Origin of the sequence: Flavobacterium movens (genome assembly GCF_039581425.1) — a bacterium.
Classification (GTDB): Bacteria; Bacteroidota; Bacteroidia; order Flavobacteriales; family Flavobacteriaceae; genus Flavobacterium; species Flavobacterium luteolum.
On sequence record NZ_JBCPXY010000003.1, the window covers coordinates 1 to 18,607 of the forward strand.

The following is an 18,607-nucleotide window of genomic DNA, read 5'->3' on the forward strand; positions in this document are numbered from 1 at the left end:
AGATTTTAGATTTTAGATTTTAGATTTTAGATTTTAGATTTTAGATTTTAGATTTTAGATTTTAGATTTTAGATTTTAGATTTTCTAAAAGTCGCTTTGCTCCTTTTGGAATTTCAAAAAACTTTTATTTCTTAATCTGATCCAAAATATCATTCATCATTTCAATTTGCACTTTTTGAATTTCGATTAATTCTTGTTGCTGATGCATAATTAAATGATCAATTTTATCGTGAATTAATCTAATCTCTAACTCCGATTTCAGATTGATCATAAAATCTTTTTTAGCACGATTACGGTCTTTTTCTTCCTGACGGTTTTGACTCATCATAATTACTGGTGCTTGCAAAGCGGCAACACACGACAATATTAGATTTAAAAGAATAAACGGATACGGATCAAAACCTTTGTTTAGAAAAATATACACATTCGAGATAATCCAAATCGATATAAATACCACAAACGAAATAATAAATGTCCAGCTTCCTCCAAAATCGGCTACTTTATCTGCCACTTTTTGTCCTAAATTTCGAGTTTCTTCCTCCTCTTCTACAATACTTACAATAGATTTATCTTCTTTCAATGAAGAAATAACATTTTTCTCCATTGCAGAAAGTGCTCCAATTTCGGTAGAAAGGTAATTTGAAATATACTTTTGGCGATATAAATTTAATTCATTTATAGAAATGCAATCTTCGGCACTAAAATCTGGAAACTCTTTTTTTATCAATCCCAAAATAGGGTCATGTATTGCCCTTCCGTAAATTTTTTCATTTTCATCAAAAGAAAGTCCAGAAATTGCACTTGTAAATGTTGGCTTATTTTTCATTTTAGTATATTTTGAAAGCTAATTTACGCAATTAACTTCTTAAGAATTGCATAAATAAGAACAGTTTAGAATTTGCTTTTTATCACAAATCAGACTTTGTAAAGAAAATTTCTTTCGTTAAATCGTGATTTTATTTCCAAAAAACGCCTTACTTTTAACGTTCCAAAATTATTCATTCATTTTTACCATTGTGACAAAAGACAATATCATACAAAACATAAGAGCTTTAAAGAGCCACTCTCACATAAATTACGGCATTAAAACCAAAACGGAAGACTTTACAGAAAAGCTTTTTTACACACTTTTTGATTCGAATGCGGCGCTTGACGAAAGCATTGACGAACTAGAGTTTCGTTTCAAAGAAATTGCGGTTTTGGCGTGTAAAAAGCCTCAAAATTTATGCGAATCTATTTGGGACCGTTTTTTAGAAAAGCTACCAGGAGTTTTAGAAAAGCTAAATCAAGATGCCGAATATATTCTTGAGAACGATCCCGCTTCAAATAGCATTGACGAGGTTTATCTGGGTTATCCAGGATTTTACGCCATTGCAATTTATAGATTAAGCCACGAATTATACCATCTCGATTTATTGCTTTTTTCTCGTTTAATGAGCGAATACGCACATAGAATTACAGGAACAGATATTCACGCAGGAGCCGATATTGCTTCACCTTTTTTTATCGATCATGCAACAGGTATCGTAATTGGTGAGACAACTGTTATTAAAAAACATGTAAAAATTTATCAAGGTGTTACGCTCGGTGCATTAAGCGTAAGCAAGGAAATGAAAAATGCAAAAAGACATCCCACAGTTGAGGCAAATGTCTGCATTTATGCCAATGCAACCATTTTGGGCGGAGAAACAGTAATTGGAAAAAACAGTGTTGTTGGAGGAAATGCATGGATCACCAAATCGATTCCAGAAGATTCTATCGTCTTAAACACCACTACCACTGAAGTTAAAATAAAAGAAAAAAAATAAAATGAATTCACATAAATTATTAAACCTTATTGGCAATACTCCGTTAATGGAAACTGTCAATCTAGTTAAAAATAAAAATGTAAAGCTTTTACTGAAACTAGAAGGAAATAATCCTGGGGGAAGCGTAAAAGACAGAGCTGCATACAATATGATTGCTGCCGCTTTGGAAAGAGGCGACATCAAAAAAGGAGATAAATTAATTGAAGCAACAAGTGGAAATACAGGAATTGCCTTAGCCATGATTGCGCAGTTATTTGGCATTGAAATCGAATTGGTTTTACCAGAAGATTCTACCAAAGAACGTACTCAAACGATGCGTGCTTATGGCGCTACTGTTATTCTTACGCCTGCAAGCGAAGGAATTATTGGTTCTAGAGATTATGCCGATAAAAAAGTGGCTCAAGGCGGTTATTTGATGCTGAATCAGTTTGCTAATGATGATAACTGGAAAGCGCACTACAAAACAACCGGTCCCGAAATATGGAATGATACTGATGGAACGGTAACGCATTTCGTTTCTGCTATGGGAACAACCGGGACAATCATAGGAACGTCTACTTATTTAAAAGAAAAAAATTCAAACGTACAGATTATTGGTGCACAGCCAAGCGATGGTTCTCAGATTCCTGGAATCCGTAAATGGCCACAGGAATACTTACCTAAAATATTTGATGCCTCAAAAGTAGATACTGTTATTGATGTAAGCGAAGAAGAAGCTCGTGCCATGACGAAAAGATTAGCTCTTGAAGAAGGCGTTTTTGCAGGAATGAGCAGCGGAGGTTCTGTTGCTGTTGCCTTAAAAATTGCAGAACAATTAGAATCTGGAGTTGTGGTTGCCGTGATCTGCGATCGAGGTGACCGTTATTTGTCTTCGGATTTATTTGATTGAAAAAGGTTCTAAGGTTCTGAGTTGCTAAGGTTCTAAGTTTTTTAAAGAATTATAAATATAAAATCTTAGCATCTCAGAATCTTATAGACTTAGAAGCTACAAAAAAAAACTTAGCTCCTCAGGACCTTAGCAACTTAGAACCTCAAAAGAAAAAAAATGAACTACAGAAAACTAGGAAAAACAAACTTTAATATCTCTGAAATTTCGCTTGGCACTTGGCAGGTTGGCGGAAAATGGGGATCAGGTTTTGATGATAAAACTGCCGACGAACTATTAAATACCGCTATTGATAATGGCGTAAATTTTATTGATACTGCAGATGTTTACGAAAACGGATTGAGCGAAACTGCTGTTGGAAGAGTCGTTCGTTCTCGCTCTGAACGAATTTTTGTTGCCACAAAATGTGGACGCCAGATAAATCCACATGTTAATGAAGGATATACTCCAAAAGTGCTTCAAAAATTTGTTGAAGACAGCTTAAAAAGAACAGGATTAGAAACGCTTGATCTGATTCAATTACATTGTCCTCCAACAGAAGTGTACTATCATCCGGAAATCTTTGAACTTTTTGACCGATTGAAAGATCAGGGAAAAATCCTTAATCTTGGCGTAAGTGTCGAAAAGGTTGAAGAAGCATTAAAAGCTATTGAATATTCGAATGTAACTACGGTTCAAATTATCTTCAATTTGTTTCGCCAGCGCCCTTCTGAACTGTTTTTCTCAGAAGCTAAAAAGAAAGACATTGGAATCATTGCAAGAGTTCCGTTAGCGAGCGGACTTTTAACAGGTAAATTTGATTCAAAAACTACTTTTGAACCTCAGGATCACCGAAACTTTAATCGTAACGGAGAAGCGTTTGATAAAGGAGAAACTTTTTCTGGAATTGATTATGAATTAGGCTTAAAAGCAGTTGAAGAATTAAAAGCTTTATTTCCTGAATCGAAAAACCTTGCTGCAATTGCACTTCAATGGATTTTAAGTTTTAATGAAGTAAGCTGTATTATTCCAGGTGCGTCAAAAACAGAACACGTTTTATCGAATTTATCGGTTTATGACACTCCAAAATTAACCTCAGAACAGATTACAGCAATGAATAAAATCTACAGCAATCTTATTAAACCTTCTGTTCATCAGCTTTGGTAAATACTAATAATACACTTTTAAGATGCTGAAATTACACCAAATTTCAGCATCTTAAAAACACCAAATTAACCCATAATTTTTTTTCACGTTTTCAACGCAACCTTTTCTTTATCAGCACATCTAATAATAAAACTAATCATAAATCATTAACCATGAAAAAACCAAGTTTTATTTTATTTGTTGTTTCGCTCCTCTGCTTTTCCTGCAGTAATGATGATAGCACGACACAAGAAGAAGATACCGCAAAACTAGAAAGTATCTACAACAACATTATTACCTATTCTAAAATCGAAACCGAATCTTGCTCAAATCCTGCAGAATGGGGTTTTGTAAAAATGTTTGACAGCCCATGTTCTGCAACTGGAGGTTATATTCTATATTCTAAAAAAGCAGATAAGTCTGTTCTAGAGAAAAAAATTGAACAGTATAAAGCACAGAAAGCTTACATTAGTAAAAAATGGGGCTTTTATGCAGATGTATCGCCACCTTGCATAGATAATAAAGTTCCAACAGGAGTAAAATGTGTTGACAATAAACCGCAATTATATTTTGATTTTGTTCTCTATTAAAATATTAAAGGCTGTTAAGAATAGAGATCTTAACAGCCTTATTTTTTCTGGAACTTAGATATCAAATTCAATTCTAAACTCCGCACCTTTATTTTTTCCTTCGCTTGATGCGGTTAATAGGCCTTTGTTTCTTTCAATGATTTTTTTACACAAATACAATCCAATTCCTGTAGAACCTTCATTTGCGGTTCCTAGACGGCTCATTTTGGTAAACTTTTTAAACAACTCTTCAATTTGATTTTTATCAAAGCCCATTCCTTTATCTCTTACCGTCACAATTAATTTTGAATTTTCTGAAAAGATTCTAACTTTAATTTCACTATCGAAATAAGAAAACTTAACCGCATTGCTTATCAGATTTACCAGAACTTGAATTAGAAGCCCTTCATCTATTTTTAATTTTGCTTCATTACATTCTACGGCCAAATTCAGCTTTATGTTTTTATCAAACAAGCGCTGTTCTACTTGTTCATTAATAAACGGAATGATATTAGGAAATAAAACCGTTTTAACTTCTTGATTTACTTTTACCACTTCATCTTGTTCTTTAAGCAATTTGATGAAATTTTCAATATATCTAAATTGAAGATCAGTCGATTCGCAAATTAATTCGGCCAAATTTTTAACCGATTCTGATGGATTTTCACTTATAATCAATTGCGCCAAACCTTGCGGATTCCCTGCAAAATTTCTCAAATCATGCGAAAGCATATAGATTAAATCCTGTTTTTCATTGATAAAATTCTCCGCTTCATTAATAGATTCCTGTATATTACACAAAAGCAGTCCTGCTTCATCTGTATAGTCTGTTGGCAAATCAGATAATTTTCTTGAATCTCTGTACTCATCTAATGCTTTTGATGCTATTACAATGGGCTTTATCAGTCTATTTAAAACTAAAAGTGTAATTGCCGTTGCCAGCAATGTCATAATTAAAGAAAAGATAAGAATTGAAGATGGAGAAATACTATGTTCAAAAAATAAAACAAAAAACAAAATTCCGATTAAGGGAATATGAATGCCTATAAAAGCGACAAATAGGAATTTAAATGCATAACTTTTTTTAAGAAAACTGATTTGAGAGAGTTTATGATACAACTTCATAAAAAGAGGAGGATAAGCGCAGGTTAATAGCTATTTTTATTGGGGTAATTATAAAAACAAAATTAACTTTTATGCTCAATTAAACTAATATTTTGAAGAATTTCTAAATTTTTTCAAAAATTAAATTTGTAAAAGTTTTCAAAGGCTTATTTTTGCGCTATGGGAAGAAAAAATACAGACAAAGTTGTCTTTCATCAAATTCAAGTTCTTGATGCTGGTGCAAAAGGCGTTTCAGTAGCCAAAGCACCTGACGGAAAAGTAATCTTTATTCCGAATGTGGTACCTGGAGATGTTGTGGACGTACAGACATTAAAAAAAAGAAAGGCTTACTACGAAGGTAAAGCTGTAAAATTTCACGAATTATCTGAATATAGAGTAGAACCAATCTGCGAACATTTTGGAGTATGCGGAGGCTGCAAATGGCAAAATATGAAATACAGCCAGCAGCTTGCATTTAAACAAAATGAGGTTAAAAATCACTTACAAAGAATAGGAAAAATTGAACTTCCAGAATTTGAAGATATTTTAGGTTCTGAAAAACAGTTCTTTTATAGAAATAAAATGGAATTTTCTTTTTCTAACAGCCGTTGGCTAACAGAAAAAGAAATTGGAAGCACTGAAGATTTAGGAAACAGAAATGCTTTAGGATTCCATATTCCGAAAATGTGGGATAAAATTCTTGATATCAACAAATGTCATCTACAAGAAGATCCTTCAAATGCCATTCGTAACGAAATCAGAGCTTTTGCAAACGAACATAATTTAGCGTTTTTTAATCCGAGAGAACATTCTGGATTATTAAGAACTGTAATGATTCGTACTGTTTCTACAGGCGAAATCATGGTTTTAATTCAGTTTTTTGAAGATGACAAAGAAAACCGAGAGTTGATTCTTGATCATTTATACGAGAAGTTTCCACAAATTACTTCATTGCAATATGTTGTAAACGGAAAACCAAACGACACTATTTACGATCAAGATGTTGTTCTTTACAAAGGAAGAGATTACATCTTAGAAGAAATGGAAGGTTTAAAATTCAGTATTAACGCAAAATCTTTTTACCAGACCAATTCTGACCAAGCTTACGAATTATATAAAATAACCCGAGATTTTGCTGGTCTTACTGGAAACGAGACGGTTTATGACTTGTATACAGGAACAGGAACAATTGCTCAATTCGTTTCTAAAAAAGCCAAAAAAGTAATCGGAGTAGAAAGTGTTCCTGAAGCAATTCTTGATGCTAAAGCCAATGCAGAACGCAATAATATTACAAATTGCGAGTTTTTTGTTGGTGACATGAAAGTGGTATTCAATGAAGCTTTTATTGCACAGCACGGAAAACCAGATGTTATTATTACAGATCCGCCTCGTGACGGCATGCATAAAGATGTAGTGGAGCAAATTTTAAAAATTGCACCAAAAAGAGTTGTTTATGTAAGCTGTAATTCTGCAACGCAGGCACGTGATTTGGCTTTAATGGATGAAAAATACAAAGTAACACGTGTGAGACCTGTAGATATGTTTCCTCAGACACATCATGTTGAAAATGTTGTACTTTTAGAACTTCGATAAAAATAGATGAAAAAACTAATCTCTCTTTTACTGCTCTTTACTTTTGGCTTATCTAGCTGCGAGAAAGATGATGTCTGTGATCCTAATACACCAACTACACCTAGATTGGTGATTACATTCTATGATATTTCCAATCCTACCAAAACCAGAAATGTGAGTAACTTAAAAGTTATTGGTGAAGGAATGGAACAGGGAATTGTTTTTAATGAAAGTCTTGCCGTTAATGATTCATTACGATATGTAACCAATGGAAGCACTGTTATGCTTCCTTTAAAAGTAAACGACAGTACAACAACCTTCAAGTTTATTTCCAATTCATTTAATCCTGCTTCAATCAATACTGATGTGTTAAAATTTAATTATACATCGCAAAATGTATACGTCTCTAGAGCATGTGGATTTAAAACTATATTTCAGTTAAGAAACGTTCTTCCTATTGTTCAAACTGATCCAGACGGTAGTATTTGGATGACCGACGTTGTATTAGAAAACCCTAACATTGAATCTGAAAATGAAACACACATTAAAGTTTATTTCTAGTCTTTCATTATTGTTTTCAATGTTTTTAGGTTACGCTCAGGATGTTCCTGAGATTTCTAAAAATAAAGATACAATAGTGACTAAAAAGCCTCAAACAGAAAAAACTGTAAAGACGGCAAAACCAGAAGTTCAGGAAACCCAAAAAGACAGCGTTGTAAAAACAGATCGCTACGGGCTTCGTGTAGGTGTCGATTTGTACAAACTTACGCGCGGGCTTTATGACAAAGATTATAAAGGAGTCGAATTTGTTGGAGATTGGCGCTTGACAAAAAAATACTATATAGCTGCAGAACTAGGCTACGAGGACAAAACTACCGAGGATGACCGATTAACCTCTTCGGCTAACGGAACGTACATAAAAGCAGGTTTTGATTATAATTTTTATCAAAACTGGTTGGATATGGAAAACTTGATTACGATTGGAATGCGAGGCGGTTTCAGTACTTTTAGCCAAGAACTGATTAATTACAAAATCTATAATCCGAATCCGTATTGGGGAGAATTACCGCCTATAGCAGAAGGTCAAAAATATAACGGCCTTACAGCAACTTGGATCGAGGTTGCAATGGGGTTAAAAGCACAAGTTTTTAGAAATGTATTTGTTGGTTTTGGCGTACAGCTTAAACTTCTGGCAACCAATAAAGAGCCTAATAATTTTGAAAACCTTTATATTCCAGGTTTCAACAGAACTTATGATGGAAGTTTCGGAATTGGTTTCAACTACACGGTTTCTTACTTTATTCCGATTTACAAGAAAAAAACAATGGCGTCTGAAACTGCAAAAAAAGAAGAACCTAAGAAGAAGAAATAGTTCTTTTTTAAGGTGCTAAGGTTCTGAGATACTAAGATACTAAGGCTAAAAAAAGCGGTAAATCAAGTTGATTTACCGCTTTTTTTTTATGTTGTTAAGAAAACTTAGAACCTTAGTAGCTTAGAACCTCAGCACCTAAAACTAAGTTAACCGAAAATTAATCGCTGCTTGTGTATGTATTAAAGTAGTATCAAAAATTGGAACATTTAAGTCGCCTTCTTTTATGACTAGCGGAATTTCGGTACATCCTAAAATGATTCCTTCTGCTCCGTTTTGAATTAATTCATTTGCAATTTCTAAGTAACGCTTTTTCGTTTCTTCTGTTGCAATTCCTCTTCCTAATTCTTCGAAAATGGTGTAATGAATAAAATCTTTATCTTCTTCACTAATCGGAATTATCGTTTCTATTTCTTTCTCAGCTAGTTTATCTTTAAAGAAATCCAATTCCATTGTAAATTTCGTTCCTAGTAGACCAACTTTTTTCAATTGTTTTTATGAATTTCAATCGCTGTTTCTTCTGCAATATGAATAAGAGGAATATCAATAGCTTCTTGTATCCTATCAGCAATTAAATGCATGGTATTGGCGCATAAAAGAATAGCTTCTGCTCCACCCGATTTTAAAACTTCAGCAGCTTTTAAAAGCATATTAAAAGTCGAATCCCAATCGTTAGCATCGTTATTCTTTTTAATATCGGAATAATTAAAAGAGTAGATTAGACATTCCGAGAAATTCAGTCCGCCCAATTTCTCATTAATTCCTTTATTAATCAAAGTATAATAATCAGATGTAGAAACCCAGCTGATTCCGCCGATAAGTCCAATTTTCCTCATATATTTTCCAAATTATCCGATTTCTTTAATTCCTTTTATAAAAAGCCATTTCATAAAAAGCTTTTCACCGTCTTTGGTTCTTACAGCTTGGAATTTAGGTCCAATAATAGTTCCGATTACAAATGCTGTCATCGGAATCCAGATTCCGGTTAATCCTGTGTAAGCAGCAATCAAATATCTAAATGCAAGAAATAAAATGGCAAAAGCTGCCAGTTGGTATAAAAAAGCGCGTAGTTGTAGTTTTGACATGTTTTTTTTTAGAGTTGCTAAGGTTCTGAGATGCTAAGCTGCTAAGTTTTTCTTCTTGCAGCTTATATTCTTAGAAGCTTACTATTTATTTTAAATTATTATTTTTTTTAAGGTTCAGAGTTACAAAGGCTCAAAGTTGCAAAGTTTTTCGAGTTTGCGGTTTCAAAGCTTTTTCTTTGAACTGATAATCAAATTGTATTTTTAATACTCTTTTTCTAGGTTAAAGTTTCAGTTTTATAGATTGCAAAGTATTTCACTTTGTCCCTCTGAACCTTTGCAACTTTGCACCTATTCAGAAACCTGAAATTTCGTTCTCTTACTTCCTTCGTACATTTCGTATTTTACCAAACGTGCTTCAAGGCTTCCGTTAAAAAGTTTAATTTTTCTTGAAGGTTTTAATCCTACGAATTTTAAAGCTTCTAGGTTTGCTGTAATAAACCAAGCATTTGTTCCTGGATAATTCTTCTTTAAGGTATCTCCAATGCTGGCGTAAAATCTTTCCATATGAATATCTAAACGTTCATCATAAGGCGGATTGAAAACAATATGAAGTTTTCCTTCTGTTTCTTTTTCCGTATCAAAGAAATTCTCTTCGTACACTTTAATATAATCCTCTAAATTGGCATTTCTAATATTGTCTTTGGCTTTGCTTACAGCACTTGGAGCTTTATCAAAACCTTTAATTGTATAATGAAACTCTCTTGTTTTTTTCATTAAACTGTCAACAATTGTATCAAACAAATCATTATCCCAATCTTTCCATTTTTCAAAAGCAAATTCTTTTCTGTTAATGTTTGCCGGAATATTGCAGGCAATCATTGCTGCTTCTGCTAAGAAAGTTCCAGAACCGCACATTGGGTCTAGAAAATGGCTTTGTCCATCCCAGCCAGATAGTAAAAGAATTCCAGCTGCTAAAACCTCATTAATCGGAGCAATATTGGTAGCTGTTCTGTAACCACGCTGATGAAGCGAAGCTCCAGAAGTATCCAAAGCCACAGAAACCTGATCTTTATCGATATGAATATTAATACGTAAATCTGGATATTGCTTATCAATACTCGGCCTTTGACCTGTTCTTTCTCTAAATTGATCTACAATCGCATCTTTACATTTCTGCGAAACAAATTCAGAATGATTGAAATAAGTAGAATGCACCGTTGCATCGATCACAAAAGTCTGATTCGCATTTAAAAGCTTAGACCAGTTTAAACCCGAAATACCTTTGTACAACGCTTGTTCATTATTTGCTCTAAAAGAATAAATTGGTTTTAAGACTTTAAGCGCGGTACGCAAAGACAAATTGGCTTTATACATAAAACCTTTATCTCCTTTAAAACTCACCATTCTCACCCCCTTTTCGACATCTTGAGCGCCAAGTGCACGTAATTCTTTTTCTAATATTTCTTCAAAGCCAAAAAAACATTTGGCAATCATTTTAAAATTTTCTTCCATCTTGTCTTTTAAATTAAAAAAAACTAAAAATTTAAAAGATGCATTCCTGCATCTCTTTGCATAATGCAACAATGTATCGCTGCTAAATAGTAATTTTTCGGCAAAAATACACTAAATTTGCCGGACTTTGAATTAATTGAAATAGAATAAATGTCCGAAAAGCATAACGACTCCATCCCAAATCAAGAAGGCGACGATCAAAACTGGTACTCTTCGTGGTTTGACACGCCTTATTATCACATTCTTTACAAGGATCGTAATTATCGTGAAGCTCAGGTTTTCATGGACAATTTAACGCATTACCTTAATTTGCCTGAGAAAGCAAAAGTATTGGATTTAGCGTGCGGAAAAGGCCGTCATTCTATTTATTTAAATCAATTAGGCTACGATGTTTTAGGAGCCGATCTGTCTGAAAACAGCATTACTGAAGCTAGTAAAAATAGCAACGAAACCCTGCATTTTAAAGTGCACGACATGCGCGAACCTTTTGAAGAAAAGTTCGATGCCATTTTCAACCTTTTTACCAGTTTTGGCTACTTCGAAAGTGATGACGATAATCTAACAACTTTAAAAGCAATCAAAGAAAGCTTATCTGAATACGGTTTTGCGGTTATTGATTTTATGAATGTTGCAAACGTAATTGAAAACCTTGTTCCAGAAGAAGTAAAAACGGTTGACGAAATAGATTTTCACATCAAAAGATATGTAGAGGACGGGCATATTTTCAAAGAAATTGATTTTGAAGACCATGGCAGAAAATATCATTTTACAGAAAAAGTAAAAGCACTAACTTTGAAAGACTTTCAGGATTTAATGGACGAGGCTGGAATTTTCCTGCTGGACATTTTTGGAGATTATAAACTCAAAAAATTCCATAAAACCGAAAGCGAAAGATTAATCATGATTTTTAAATAAATTGGTTAATCGTTTAATTGTTGAACCGTTTAATCGCTAAACAAAAAACAATTAATCGATTAAACGAATCAACGATTAAACAAAAATAAAAATGAACTATTTACTACCCTTAATTTCTGTACTTTTAGGATATAGTGTGGCTTTGTTTATAAAACCAGAAAACAAAACCAATTTAAAACTGCTGCTTGCATTCAGCGGTTCTTTTTTATTGTCTTTAACCGTAATGCATCTGCTTCCAGATGTTTACGAATCCCATAACCACAATATCGGAATCTTCATAATGGTCGGGATTTTATTCCAGATCGTTCTCGAATTTTTCTCAAAAGGTGCCGAACACGGACACGTACACGGGCATGCAAAAATGTCTCAGATTCCGTGGCTATTGTTTATCAGTCTTTGCATTCATGCCTTTTTAGAAGGTTTTCCAGTAAGCCATCATCATGGCTTAGCTGTCGGAATTGCTATTCATCATCTGCCAATTGCTGTTATCTTAACAACATTTTTCATTAATGCAGATTTAAACAAAAAAGCCATTTTTGCCTTCATGCTCACATTTGCCATCATGACGCCACTAGGAACTGTAGCATCTGAATATTTACCTTTTTTAAGTAAATATTACACCGAAATAACAGCAATCGTAATCGGTATTTTATTCCACATTTCGTCGACGATTATTTTCGAAAGTAGCGAAGGGCATAAATTTAATATCGCCAAAGTTTCTATGATCGTTCTCGGAATTTTATTGGCATTCTTTTTATAATGTGTCAATTAGAAAATGTGCCAATTAGAAAATTATTATTATCTAATTGGCACATTTTCTAATTATCTAATTTAATTAGCTCTTTTTCTCTCCTCTTGATTTCCAAAATTGCGTTCTTTAACGTTGATTTTTTTATTTCCAAAATTATAAACCACAGACAAACGAATAAATCGGTTACTATTGTTTTGACTGTAAACTTGCTTTATGCCATTTACCACAGAAGTGAAATCTTTTAAGTAAGAAGTATTAAAAATATCATTTGCCAAAAAAGCAATTTGCATTGTTTTATTAAACAAATCCTGCTTAAAACCAATATCAAAACTTGATGTATAACCTATTTTGTATAAACCGCTTTCATAAGGTGGAGTGTAGCTAAAATCAATTTGAAGTTTAGAATTTTTTCCTAAAACAAAAGTATTATTTGTCGAAAAATCTACTTCTAAGCTATTTGAGGGAGTTGCATTGATCTCTTTAATAAATTCTGTTTTTGCGCCTAAAAAATACAAAGAATTTTCACTTGTCCACCAATCTGTAAAAGTTGCCGAATATGATTCTCCAACTCCATAATTCAAACTTTTGAAATAATTATCTCTTGTTACAATTTGTGTATTTGTTGCCGGATTTGAGGTAAACAAAACGCCGTAGCCGTTTGTAATTGAATTGACAAAAACAGTAGTTCGCAATATTTCTTTATAAGAATATCCAAACTCAAAGTTGTCACTAAACGAAGGCTGCAAAAACGGATTCCCTTCTGAATAACTATTACTGCTTATATAAATTCGAAACGGATTCAATAAATCAAAACGTGGTCTATTGATTCTTTTTCCGTAATTTAAGGTAAAAGTATTGCTGTCGTTTTTCTTATAAGATGCAAAAACCGTTGGAAACAATTTCAAATAATTATTAACCGTTTCCTGATTTAAAGTTTCAGAGAAGCCTTTTGTTTGCGTATTTTCCAGTCTCAAACCAATTTGAAAATTCCATTTTTCATTGATTTTTTTATCTCCGTTAACATAAAACGCCTGATTATTTTCCGTATAATTAAATCGGTTTGATTGTAAAGGATCTAATTCTGGAGTTCCCGAAATCGTATTATAATAAAGTACATCACTTACACTGTTTGCAAAACTCATTTTCGCGCCATAAGATAAATTCAGGACTTTAAACGGATGTTCCATATCTGCCTTAAAACTCCAATTATGAATATCTTGGTTTGAGATATTTTGCCCTGACTGATTCACTGTAACAAAAGTTCCATCTGCTAAATAGTCGTTTGCGATAAACTCACGATCAAATTTTGAATTGTAATTAAAGTAATCCACATCAAAAGACAATTTTCGGTTCAGCGAATCCAGTTTTGTTATCAAATGCGCATTATACGTTAAATTTCTCGATGCTCTGTCTGCGTAACTTTTATTAATTGTATAATTTTTTAATTGATTCTCAGTATCATATCTGTCTATCACAATATCCGATTGAAAATCTGGATTATTTCTATCGTTTATAAATTGAAAACCCGCTGTTGTTTTTTCTGAAAAATCATAATCTAAAGCAAATTTCCCTGATAGATTTTCATTTTTCATTTTTGTCGTCGCGCTCATATTTGAAATTCCTTCTTCAAAATATACTTTTGAAATTTCGTCTATATTCATATATCCTGTTTTTCCGTTGACGCTTGCTGAAAGACGAAACTTATTTTTATTATAAAAGAAATTATCTCTTAAAGTATAAATTCCATATTTATTCTGATCGTAAGAAAATGTTGTCGAATTTTTCCACGCATCACGAACTCCTTTTTTCATGATAATATTTATCAATCCTCCAGTCCCATCGGCTTCATATTTTGCTGGCGGATTGCTTATAATTTCAATATTCTTAATGTCTGCTGCAGAAATCGATTTCAAGAAATTATTCAATTCCTCGCCAGTCAATTCAATCAAACGCCCGTCTATCATCACGCGTGAAGTTCCTTTTCCTAAAATGGTAATTACATCATTTTTTACTACAACCCCAGGCGCTGTATTAATGGCGGTTAAAGCATCGCCACCAGTTGTTGTAACATTGTTTTCGAAGTTATAAACTAAGCGATCTGTTTTCTGTTCGATGGTTTTCTTTTTAGACTGAACCACAACTTCAACTAATTTGGTTTCATTTTCTTTGAGAATAATAATTCCTAAATCGGTATTTTTTTCTAGCGAAATCTCTTTTTCATAGTTAGTAAATCCTAAGAGATCGATTTCTATTTTATAAAAGCCGTTTTTAAGTTTTATTTCAAAAGAACCATCTTCTTTAGTTGTAGTTCCATCGATAATTTTTCCTTCTTTATTTAATATTGAAATTTCTGCCCATTCTAAAGCTTTTGTTTCACTAGCTACTTTTCCTTTTAATGTTGATTGTGCTAAACAAAATAAAGGCAATAGTAAAAAGATTAGGAGATTTAATTTTTTCATGATTTCTAATTTTTAACTTGTTCGATTAATTTGAAGCAAAGTTGCTATAGAAAATTTCCCTGTGCGACCGATAAAAAAAAGTCGAACCATTTTCTCAAATAGAAATTGGTTCGACCTTTTTTTGTAATGCGTTCGACTTTTTACAAAACCTTTATTTTTAGCTATTTCTGTACGCTGTCGGTGTTAAATTTGTATATTTTTTGAACGAAGTATTAAAAGATGATTTTGAATTAAATCCTACTTCGTACAAGATTTCTAAAACCGTTAGATCTTTTTTGGAAGGATTTTTAAGAATTTCCATCGCTTTTTGAATACGATATTCATTCACAAAATCAAAAAAATGCTGATCCATATGTTGATTAATCAAAACAGATAAATCTCGAACCGGAATTTCAATTTGATTAGAAAGTTCCTGAATTGTAAGCGACGGATCAAGAAAAGGTTCTTTTTCTGTCATATAGTGTTTCAATGCCAAAATTTGGTTTGTAATTATTTCGTTTTGGCTGTCTTTTGCACCAGTTCTTTCATTCTTTTTCTTAGGAAGAATATCTCTCGCTAATAACAATTTAGAATCGATGCCTCTAAAAAGTTCAGGATAATTGAGCGCTTTTAAAACGAACCAACAAGTGATCGTCAAAACCAAAAACTGCAATATGGTGTGAGACCAAATCAATAAGAAATCAATAGCAGCATATCGCAATATATTTTTCGCTATCGATAGGTAATACAAAACAAAAAGTGCCATTGCGATTTGAAACAGCCATTTAAAAATAGAAGTTCTCGGATTCGTATAATTTTCCTGAAATATTTCTCTGTACTTTTTCAAAACCAAAAAAACGCCTATGCTATAAAAGACTGTTTGTAAACCTAGGATAAGAAACAAATAAAACATTTCTGGCGATTGGTCACGATGGTCATAAAACAGTCTTTTGTTAGCTTCATTTAATAGATAGAGTCTAAACAAGAAAACCACATTTGTTAGAACAAACGGAATTAAATGCAACAAATGTTTTGAACGCAACCTAAAATCAGCAAAACAAACGGATAAGACATAAAGATAGAAAGCTGGTAGTACTAACGCACAAATAGTCCATCTAAAAAATTCGAAATTAAAATGGTCTCTAATGAAGTTCTCATCGATGAAAATACCGCTATTATCAATGGCAAAAAATATCAAATAGCAAGCAAATAGCCTATTTGCAAGTTTGTTTTTTGTTTGCACAGTGAGTAAAAAGAAGGCCAGCAATAAGGAAACAAAAACTGATATTCCGGCCATACCTGTTAAAAAAGTGACTGTATTCATTACTTTTTTGATTAATTAACAAATATAATGTTTTAGTCCTTAAACATAAACTCATTAGAAGTTAGATCAATTTACAATAGCGTTTCGGTAAGCCGTAGGCGTTAAATTTGTATATTTTTTGAAAGAAGTGTTAAATGAAGATTTCGAATTAAAACCTACTTCGTACAATATTTCTAAAACTGTAAACTGATTTTTTGAAGAGTCTTTCAAAATAGTCATCGCCTTCTGAATGCGGTATTCATTCACAAAATCAAAAAAATGCTGGTCCATATGATGATTAATCAAAATAGATAAATCTCGAACAGGCATATTAATTTGATTTGCCAATTCCTGAATTGTAAGTGATGGGTCTAGAAATGGCTCTTTTTCAACCATATAATTTTTTAATGCTGAAATCTGGGCAGAAACAGCTTCATCCTGATCGTTTGTAATTTCGATGGCTTCATTATTTTCTTTAGGAAGAAAGTCTTTAGTTAACGTCAATCTTGAATTAATTCCTCTAAAAAGTTCTGGGTGATTTAATGCTTTCATAACAAACCAGCATATTACGCTTAAAGCCATAATCACCATTAGAACATTTCCCCACAAAAAAGTATCTCTGGAAGCGGTATAGCGCAATAAATTTTTTGAAGCTGTAATAGAATGCATAACTACAAAAACACAATTCATCTGAAAAAGCCATTTGTAGGTAGACGTACTAGGATTCGTATAATTTTCGAGATAAATTCTTTTGTATTTTCTTAAAATCAAGAATATACTCACAATATAAAACCAATACTGAAATTCGATTAGAATTTGAAAAAAGTAAATTTCAAACATTGTACTGTAATGTTCTAAAATAAACTGCTTTTCAGCACCCGATTTCAAATAAATTCTCGGCATTAAAACAAAATTCATCACTATAAATGGAAGTGTATAGATTAAATGCCTCCATTTTAGTCTAAAATCAGAATAACAAACTGCCAAAACATAGAGATAAATCAAAGGCATTTCTAACAAACACACTGTGCTTCTAAACAAATCTATATTTATATATTCTATAGGAAATGAATAATCCATTAAACCGCTAAAATCAATCGCTGACAAAATAATGAAACAAGCAAAAAGTCGGTTAGCCAATTTATTCTCCGTCTTTACAGTAAGTAAAAAAAGTGCCAATAATAACGAAACAAAGACAGCAATACGGGCAACGCTATCTAAAAATCCTAATTTATCCATTTATCTTTTTATATTAAACAAATATAATATTTTAGTTTATGTAACAATGATGAGAAAGAAGCGTCTTTATTCAAAAAAATAAAAGAAAATGAAGATTATAAAGCTTTGAACTTTGCGAGATTGAGATAAAATATATTAATTTTGGCGCGTCTAAATAACTATAAAATGACATTTACAAAAACCACGGAACAAGCATCAAAATATGAACATTTAGAGAAAATGTCTGTTCATGAATTGTTATCTAATATTAATCAAGAAGACAAAACTGTTCCTTATGCTGTCGAAAAAGCTTTGCCACAGATCGAAGTTTTGATTCCACAAATAGTCGACAAATTAAAGTTGGGTGGTAGATTGTTTTATATTGGAGCAGGAACTTCTGGCCGACTTGGTGTTGTTGACGCTTCTGAATGTCCGCCTACATTTGGAGTACCTTTTGATTTAGTAAATGGTATTATAGCTGGTGGAGATACCGCTATCAGACGTGCTGTCGAAAACGCTGAAGACAGCACAACAAATGCCTGGATCGATCTTCAAAATCATAATATCGATTCAAATGATGTTGTAATTGGAATCGCGGCATCTGGCACAACTCCTTATGTAATTAGTGGTTTAGAAGCTTGTAATGAAAATAATATCGTTACAGGATGTATTACATGTAATGCCGGAAGTCCGTTGGCATTGACGGCTCAATTTCCTATTGAAGTTGTTGTTGGACCAGAATTTATTACCGGAAGTTCAAGAATGAAAGCTGGAACTGCTCAAAAACTGGTTTTAAATATGATTTCGACCGCTGCAATGATTCAGCTAGGAAAAGTGAGAGGCAATAAAATGGTGGATATGCAGCTAAGTAATGTCAAACTGGTTGATCGCGGCGTAAAAATGATTATGGACGAAATTCCAGTATCGTATGATGAAGCATCAGAATTATTAAAAAAATACGGCAGCGTGAGAAATGCAGTCGATAATTATAATAAGTAAAAAGTTTTCTGTG

19 protein-coding genes are annotated in these 18,607 nt (G+C 32.8%); 10 read left to right on the plus strand and 9 right to left on the minus strand.

Features of this window, described 5'->3' with window-relative positions:
• Nucleotides 1-124 precede the first annotated feature (124 nt).
• A complete protein-coding gene (locus tag AAYQ05_RS06320) occupies nucleotides 125-826 on the minus strand; it encodes a DUF1003 domain-containing protein (RefSeq protein ID WP_281632030.1) in 702 nt (233 codons plus the stop codon).
• 190 nt (nucleotides 827-1,016) lie between these two features.
• Here AAYQ05_RS06320 and AAYQ05_RS06325 point away from each other — a divergent pair, with 190 nt between their 5' ends.
• The 4 genes from AAYQ05_RS06325 (at nucleotide 1,017) to AAYQ05_RS06340 (ending at nucleotide 4,409) form a co-directional block, all read left to right on the plus strand.
• The gene (locus AAYQ05_RS06325) at nucleotides 1,017-1,808 is read left to right on the plus strand and encodes a serine O-acetyltransferase (protein ID WP_343542633.1); all 792 of its coding nucleotides are present in this window, start codon (nucleotides 1,017-1,019) and stop codon (nucleotides 1,806-1,808) included.
• A gap of 1 nt (nucleotide 1,809) precedes the next feature.
• Nucleotides 1,810-2,697: a cysteine synthase CysM gene (cysM, locus tag AAYQ05_RS06330; RefSeq protein ID WP_281632029.1), complete on the plus strand. Its 888-nt coding sequence runs from the start codon at nucleotides 1,810-1,812 to the stop codon at nucleotides 2,695-2,697.
• A 156-nt stretch (nucleotides 2,698-2,853) separates the two neighbouring features.
• On the plus strand, nucleotides 2,854-3,840 hold the full coding sequence (locus AAYQ05_RS06335; protein WP_343541988.1) for an aldo/keto reductase: 987 nt from the start codon (nucleotides 2,854-2,856) through the stop codon (nucleotides 3,838-3,840).
• A gap of 152 nt (nucleotides 3,841-3,992) precedes the next feature.
• Nucleotides 3,993-4,409 (plus strand): hypothetical protein, encoded by a 417-nt coding sequence (locus AAYQ05_RS06340; protein ID WP_343541989.1) that lies wholly within the window; start codon nucleotides 3,993-3,995, stop codon nucleotides 4,407-4,409.
• A gap of 54 nt (nucleotides 4,410-4,463) precedes the next feature.
• On the opposite strand, the gene AAYQ05_RS06345 is transcribed toward AAYQ05_RS06340, so the two are convergent.
• Nucleotides 4,464-5,513, minus strand: coding sequence for a sensor histidine kinase (locus AAYQ05_RS06345; RefSeq protein WP_343541991.1), 1,050 nt, complete (start codon nucleotides 5,511-5,513; stop codon nucleotides 4,464-4,466).
• Between the two features lie 159 nt (nucleotides 5,514-5,672).
• Here AAYQ05_RS06345 and rlmD point away from each other — a divergent pair, with 159 nt between their 5' ends.
• From rlmD to AAYQ05_RS06360, 3 genes are read left to right on the plus strand one after another with little or no spacing between them, the layout of a single operon-like run.
• A complete protein-coding gene (gene rlmD, locus AAYQ05_RS06350) occupies nucleotides 5,673-7,085 on the plus strand; it encodes a 23S rRNA (uracil(1939)-C(5))-methyltransferase RlmD (protein WP_177210173.1) in 1,413 nt (470 codons plus the stop codon).
• 6 nt (nucleotides 7,086-7,091) lie between these two features.
• Complete coding sequence (locus tag AAYQ05_RS06355; protein ID WP_343541996.1) at nucleotides 7,092-7,625, plus strand: DUF6452 family protein; 534 nt, start codon at nucleotides 7,092-7,094, stop codon at nucleotides 7,623-7,625.
• Nucleotides 7,597-8,436 (plus strand): DUF6048 family protein, encoded by an 840-nt coding sequence (locus AAYQ05_RS06360; protein ID WP_343541997.1) that lies wholly within the window; start codon nucleotides 7,597-7,599, stop codon nucleotides 8,434-8,436. The genes AAYQ05_RS06355 and AAYQ05_RS06360 overlap by 29 nt, the downstream gene beginning before the upstream one ends.
• A 141-nt stretch (nucleotides 8,437-8,577) precedes the next feature.
• Here the strand turns inward: AAYQ05_RS06360 and AAYQ05_RS06365 are convergent, their stop codons facing one another.
• The 4 genes from AAYQ05_RS06365 to AAYQ05_RS06380 form a co-directional block, all read right to left on the minus strand.
• Complete coding sequence (locus AAYQ05_RS06365; RefSeq protein WP_343541998.1) at nucleotides 8,578-8,922, minus strand: aspartate/glutamate racemase family protein; 345 nt, start codon at nucleotides 8,920-8,922, stop codon at nucleotides 8,578-8,580.
• Nucleotides 8,919-9,269 (minus strand): aspartate/glutamate racemase family protein, encoded by a 351-nt coding sequence (locus AAYQ05_RS06370; RefSeq protein ID WP_343541999.1) that lies wholly within the window; start codon nucleotides 9,267-9,269, stop codon nucleotides 8,919-8,921. Before AAYQ05_RS06370 ends, AAYQ05_RS06365 begins: the two co-directional genes overlap by 4 nt.
• A gap of 12 nt (nucleotides 9,270-9,281) precedes the next feature.
• Nucleotides 9,282-9,518, minus strand: coding sequence for a hypothetical protein (locus AAYQ05_RS06375; protein ID WP_177210177.1), 237 nt, complete (start codon nucleotides 9,516-9,518; stop codon nucleotides 9,282-9,284).
• A 288-nt stretch (nucleotides 9,519-9,806) separates the two neighbouring features.
• A complete protein-coding gene (locus tag AAYQ05_RS06380) occupies nucleotides 9,807-10,970 on the minus strand; it encodes a THUMP domain-containing class I SAM-dependent RNA methyltransferase (protein ID WP_343542001.1) in 1,164 nt (387 codons plus the stop codon).
• Between the two features lie 150 nt (nucleotides 10,971-11,120).
• Here AAYQ05_RS06380 and AAYQ05_RS06385 point away from each other — a divergent pair, with 150 nt between their 5' ends.
• Together AAYQ05_RS06385 and AAYQ05_RS06390 are read left to right on the plus strand one after the other, a co-directional pair.
• On the plus strand, nucleotides 11,121-11,885 hold the full coding sequence (locus tag AAYQ05_RS06385) for a class I SAM-dependent methyltransferase (RefSeq protein ID WP_343542003.1): 765 nt from the start codon (nucleotides 11,121-11,123) through the stop codon (nucleotides 11,883-11,885).
• A 91-nt stretch (nucleotides 11,886-11,976) separates the two neighbouring features.
• Nucleotides 11,977-12,645: a ZIP family metal transporter gene (locus tag AAYQ05_RS06390; RefSeq protein ID WP_177210180.1), complete on the plus strand. Its 669-nt coding sequence runs from the start codon at nucleotides 11,977-11,979 to the stop codon at nucleotides 12,643-12,645.
• A 71-nt stretch (nucleotides 12,646-12,716) separates the two neighbouring features.
• Here AAYQ05_RS06390 and AAYQ05_RS06395 read toward each other — a convergent pair whose 3' ends face one another.
• From AAYQ05_RS06395 to AAYQ05_RS06405, 3 genes are all read right to left on the minus strand, one after another.
• Nucleotides 12,717-15,095 carry a TonB-dependent receptor gene (locus tag AAYQ05_RS06395; RefSeq protein ID WP_343542005.1) on the minus strand — a complete coding sequence of 793 codons (2,379 nt, stop codon included), beginning with the start codon at nucleotides 15,093-15,095 and terminating at the stop codon, nucleotides 12,717-12,719.
• A gap of 157 nt (nucleotides 15,096-15,252) precedes the next feature.
• A complete protein-coding gene (locus AAYQ05_RS06400; RefSeq protein ID WP_343542008.1) occupies nucleotides 15,253-15,921 on the minus strand; it encodes a helix-turn-helix domain-containing protein in 669 nt (222 codons plus the stop codon).
• A 543-nt stretch (nucleotides 15,922-16,464) separates the two neighbouring features.
• Entirely contained in the window at nucleotides 16,465-17,616 is a 1,152-nt protein-coding gene (locus AAYQ05_RS06405) for a helix-turn-helix domain-containing protein (RefSeq protein WP_343542010.1), read from the minus strand.
• Between the two features lie 165 nt (nucleotides 17,617-17,781).
• On the opposite strand from AAYQ05_RS06405, the gene murQ reads away from it, so the two are divergent.
• Nucleotides 17,782-18,594 carry an N-acetylmuramic acid 6-phosphate etherase gene (murQ, locus tag AAYQ05_RS06410; protein ID WP_343542011.1) on the plus strand — a complete coding sequence of 271 codons (813 nt, stop codon included), beginning with the start codon at nucleotides 17,782-17,784 and terminating at the stop codon, nucleotides 18,592-18,594.
• Nucleotides 18,595-18,607 lie beyond the last annotated feature (13 nt).

Coding starts and splice junctions, on each gene's coding strand:
- AAYQ05_RS06395 (WP_343542005.1), bottom strand. CDS start 15,095: ATGAAAAAATTAAATCTCCTAATCTTTTTACTATTGCCTTTATTTTGT.
- AAYQ05_RS06375 (WP_177210177.1), bottom strand. CDS start 9,518: ATGTCAAAACTACAACTACGCGCTTTTTTATACCAACTGGCAGCTTTT.
- AAYQ05_RS06360 (WP_343541997.1), top strand. CDS start 7,597: ATGAAACACACATTAAAGTTTATTTCTAGTCTTTCATTATTGTTTTCA.
- AAYQ05_RS06345 (WP_343541991.1), bottom strand. CDS start 5,513: ATGAAGTTGTATCATAAACTCTCTCAAATCAGTTTTCTTAAAAAAAGT.
- AAYQ05_RS06335 (WP_343541988.1), top strand. CDS start 2,854: ATGAACTACAGAAAACTAGGAAAAACAAACTTTAATATCTCTGAAATT.
- AAYQ05_RS06380 (WP_343542001.1), bottom strand. CDS start 10,970: ATGGAAGAAAATTTTAAAATGATTGCCAAATGTTTTTTTGGCTTTGAA.
- rlmD (WP_177210173.1), top strand. CDS start 5,673: ATGGGAAGAAAAAATACAGACAAAGTTGTCTTTCATCAAATTCAAGTT.
- murQ (WP_343542011.1), top strand. CDS start 17,782: ATGACATTTACAAAAACCACGGAACAAGCATCAAAATATGAACATTTA.
- AAYQ05_RS06385 (WP_343542003.1), top strand. CDS start 11,121: ATGTCCGAAAAGCATAACGACTCCATCCCAAATCAAGAAGGCGACGAT.
- AAYQ05_RS06320 (WP_281632030.1), bottom strand. CDS start 826: ATGAAAAATAAGCCAACATTTACAAGTGCAATTTCTGGACTTTCTTTT.
- AAYQ05_RS06405 (WP_343542010.1), bottom strand. CDS start 17,616: ATGGATAAATTAGGATTTTTAGATAGCGTTGCCCGTATTGCTGTCTTT.
- AAYQ05_RS06370 (WP_343541999.1), bottom strand. CDS start 9,269: ATGAGGAAAATTGGACTTATCGGCGGAATCAGCTGGGTTTCTACATCT.
- cysM (WP_281632029.1), top strand. CDS start 1,810: ATGAATTCACATAAATTATTAAACCTTATTGGCAATACTCCGTTAATG.
- AAYQ05_RS06390 (WP_177210180.1), top strand. CDS start 11,977: ATGAACTATTTACTACCCTTAATTTCTGTACTTTTAGGATATAGTGTG.
- AAYQ05_RS06355 (WP_343541996.1), top strand. CDS start 7,092: ATGAAAAAACTAATCTCTCTTTTACTGCTCTTTACTTTTGGCTTATCT.
- AAYQ05_RS06340 (WP_343541989.1), top strand. CDS start 3,993: ATGAAAAAACCAAGTTTTATTTTATTTGTTGTTTCGCTCCTCTGCTTT.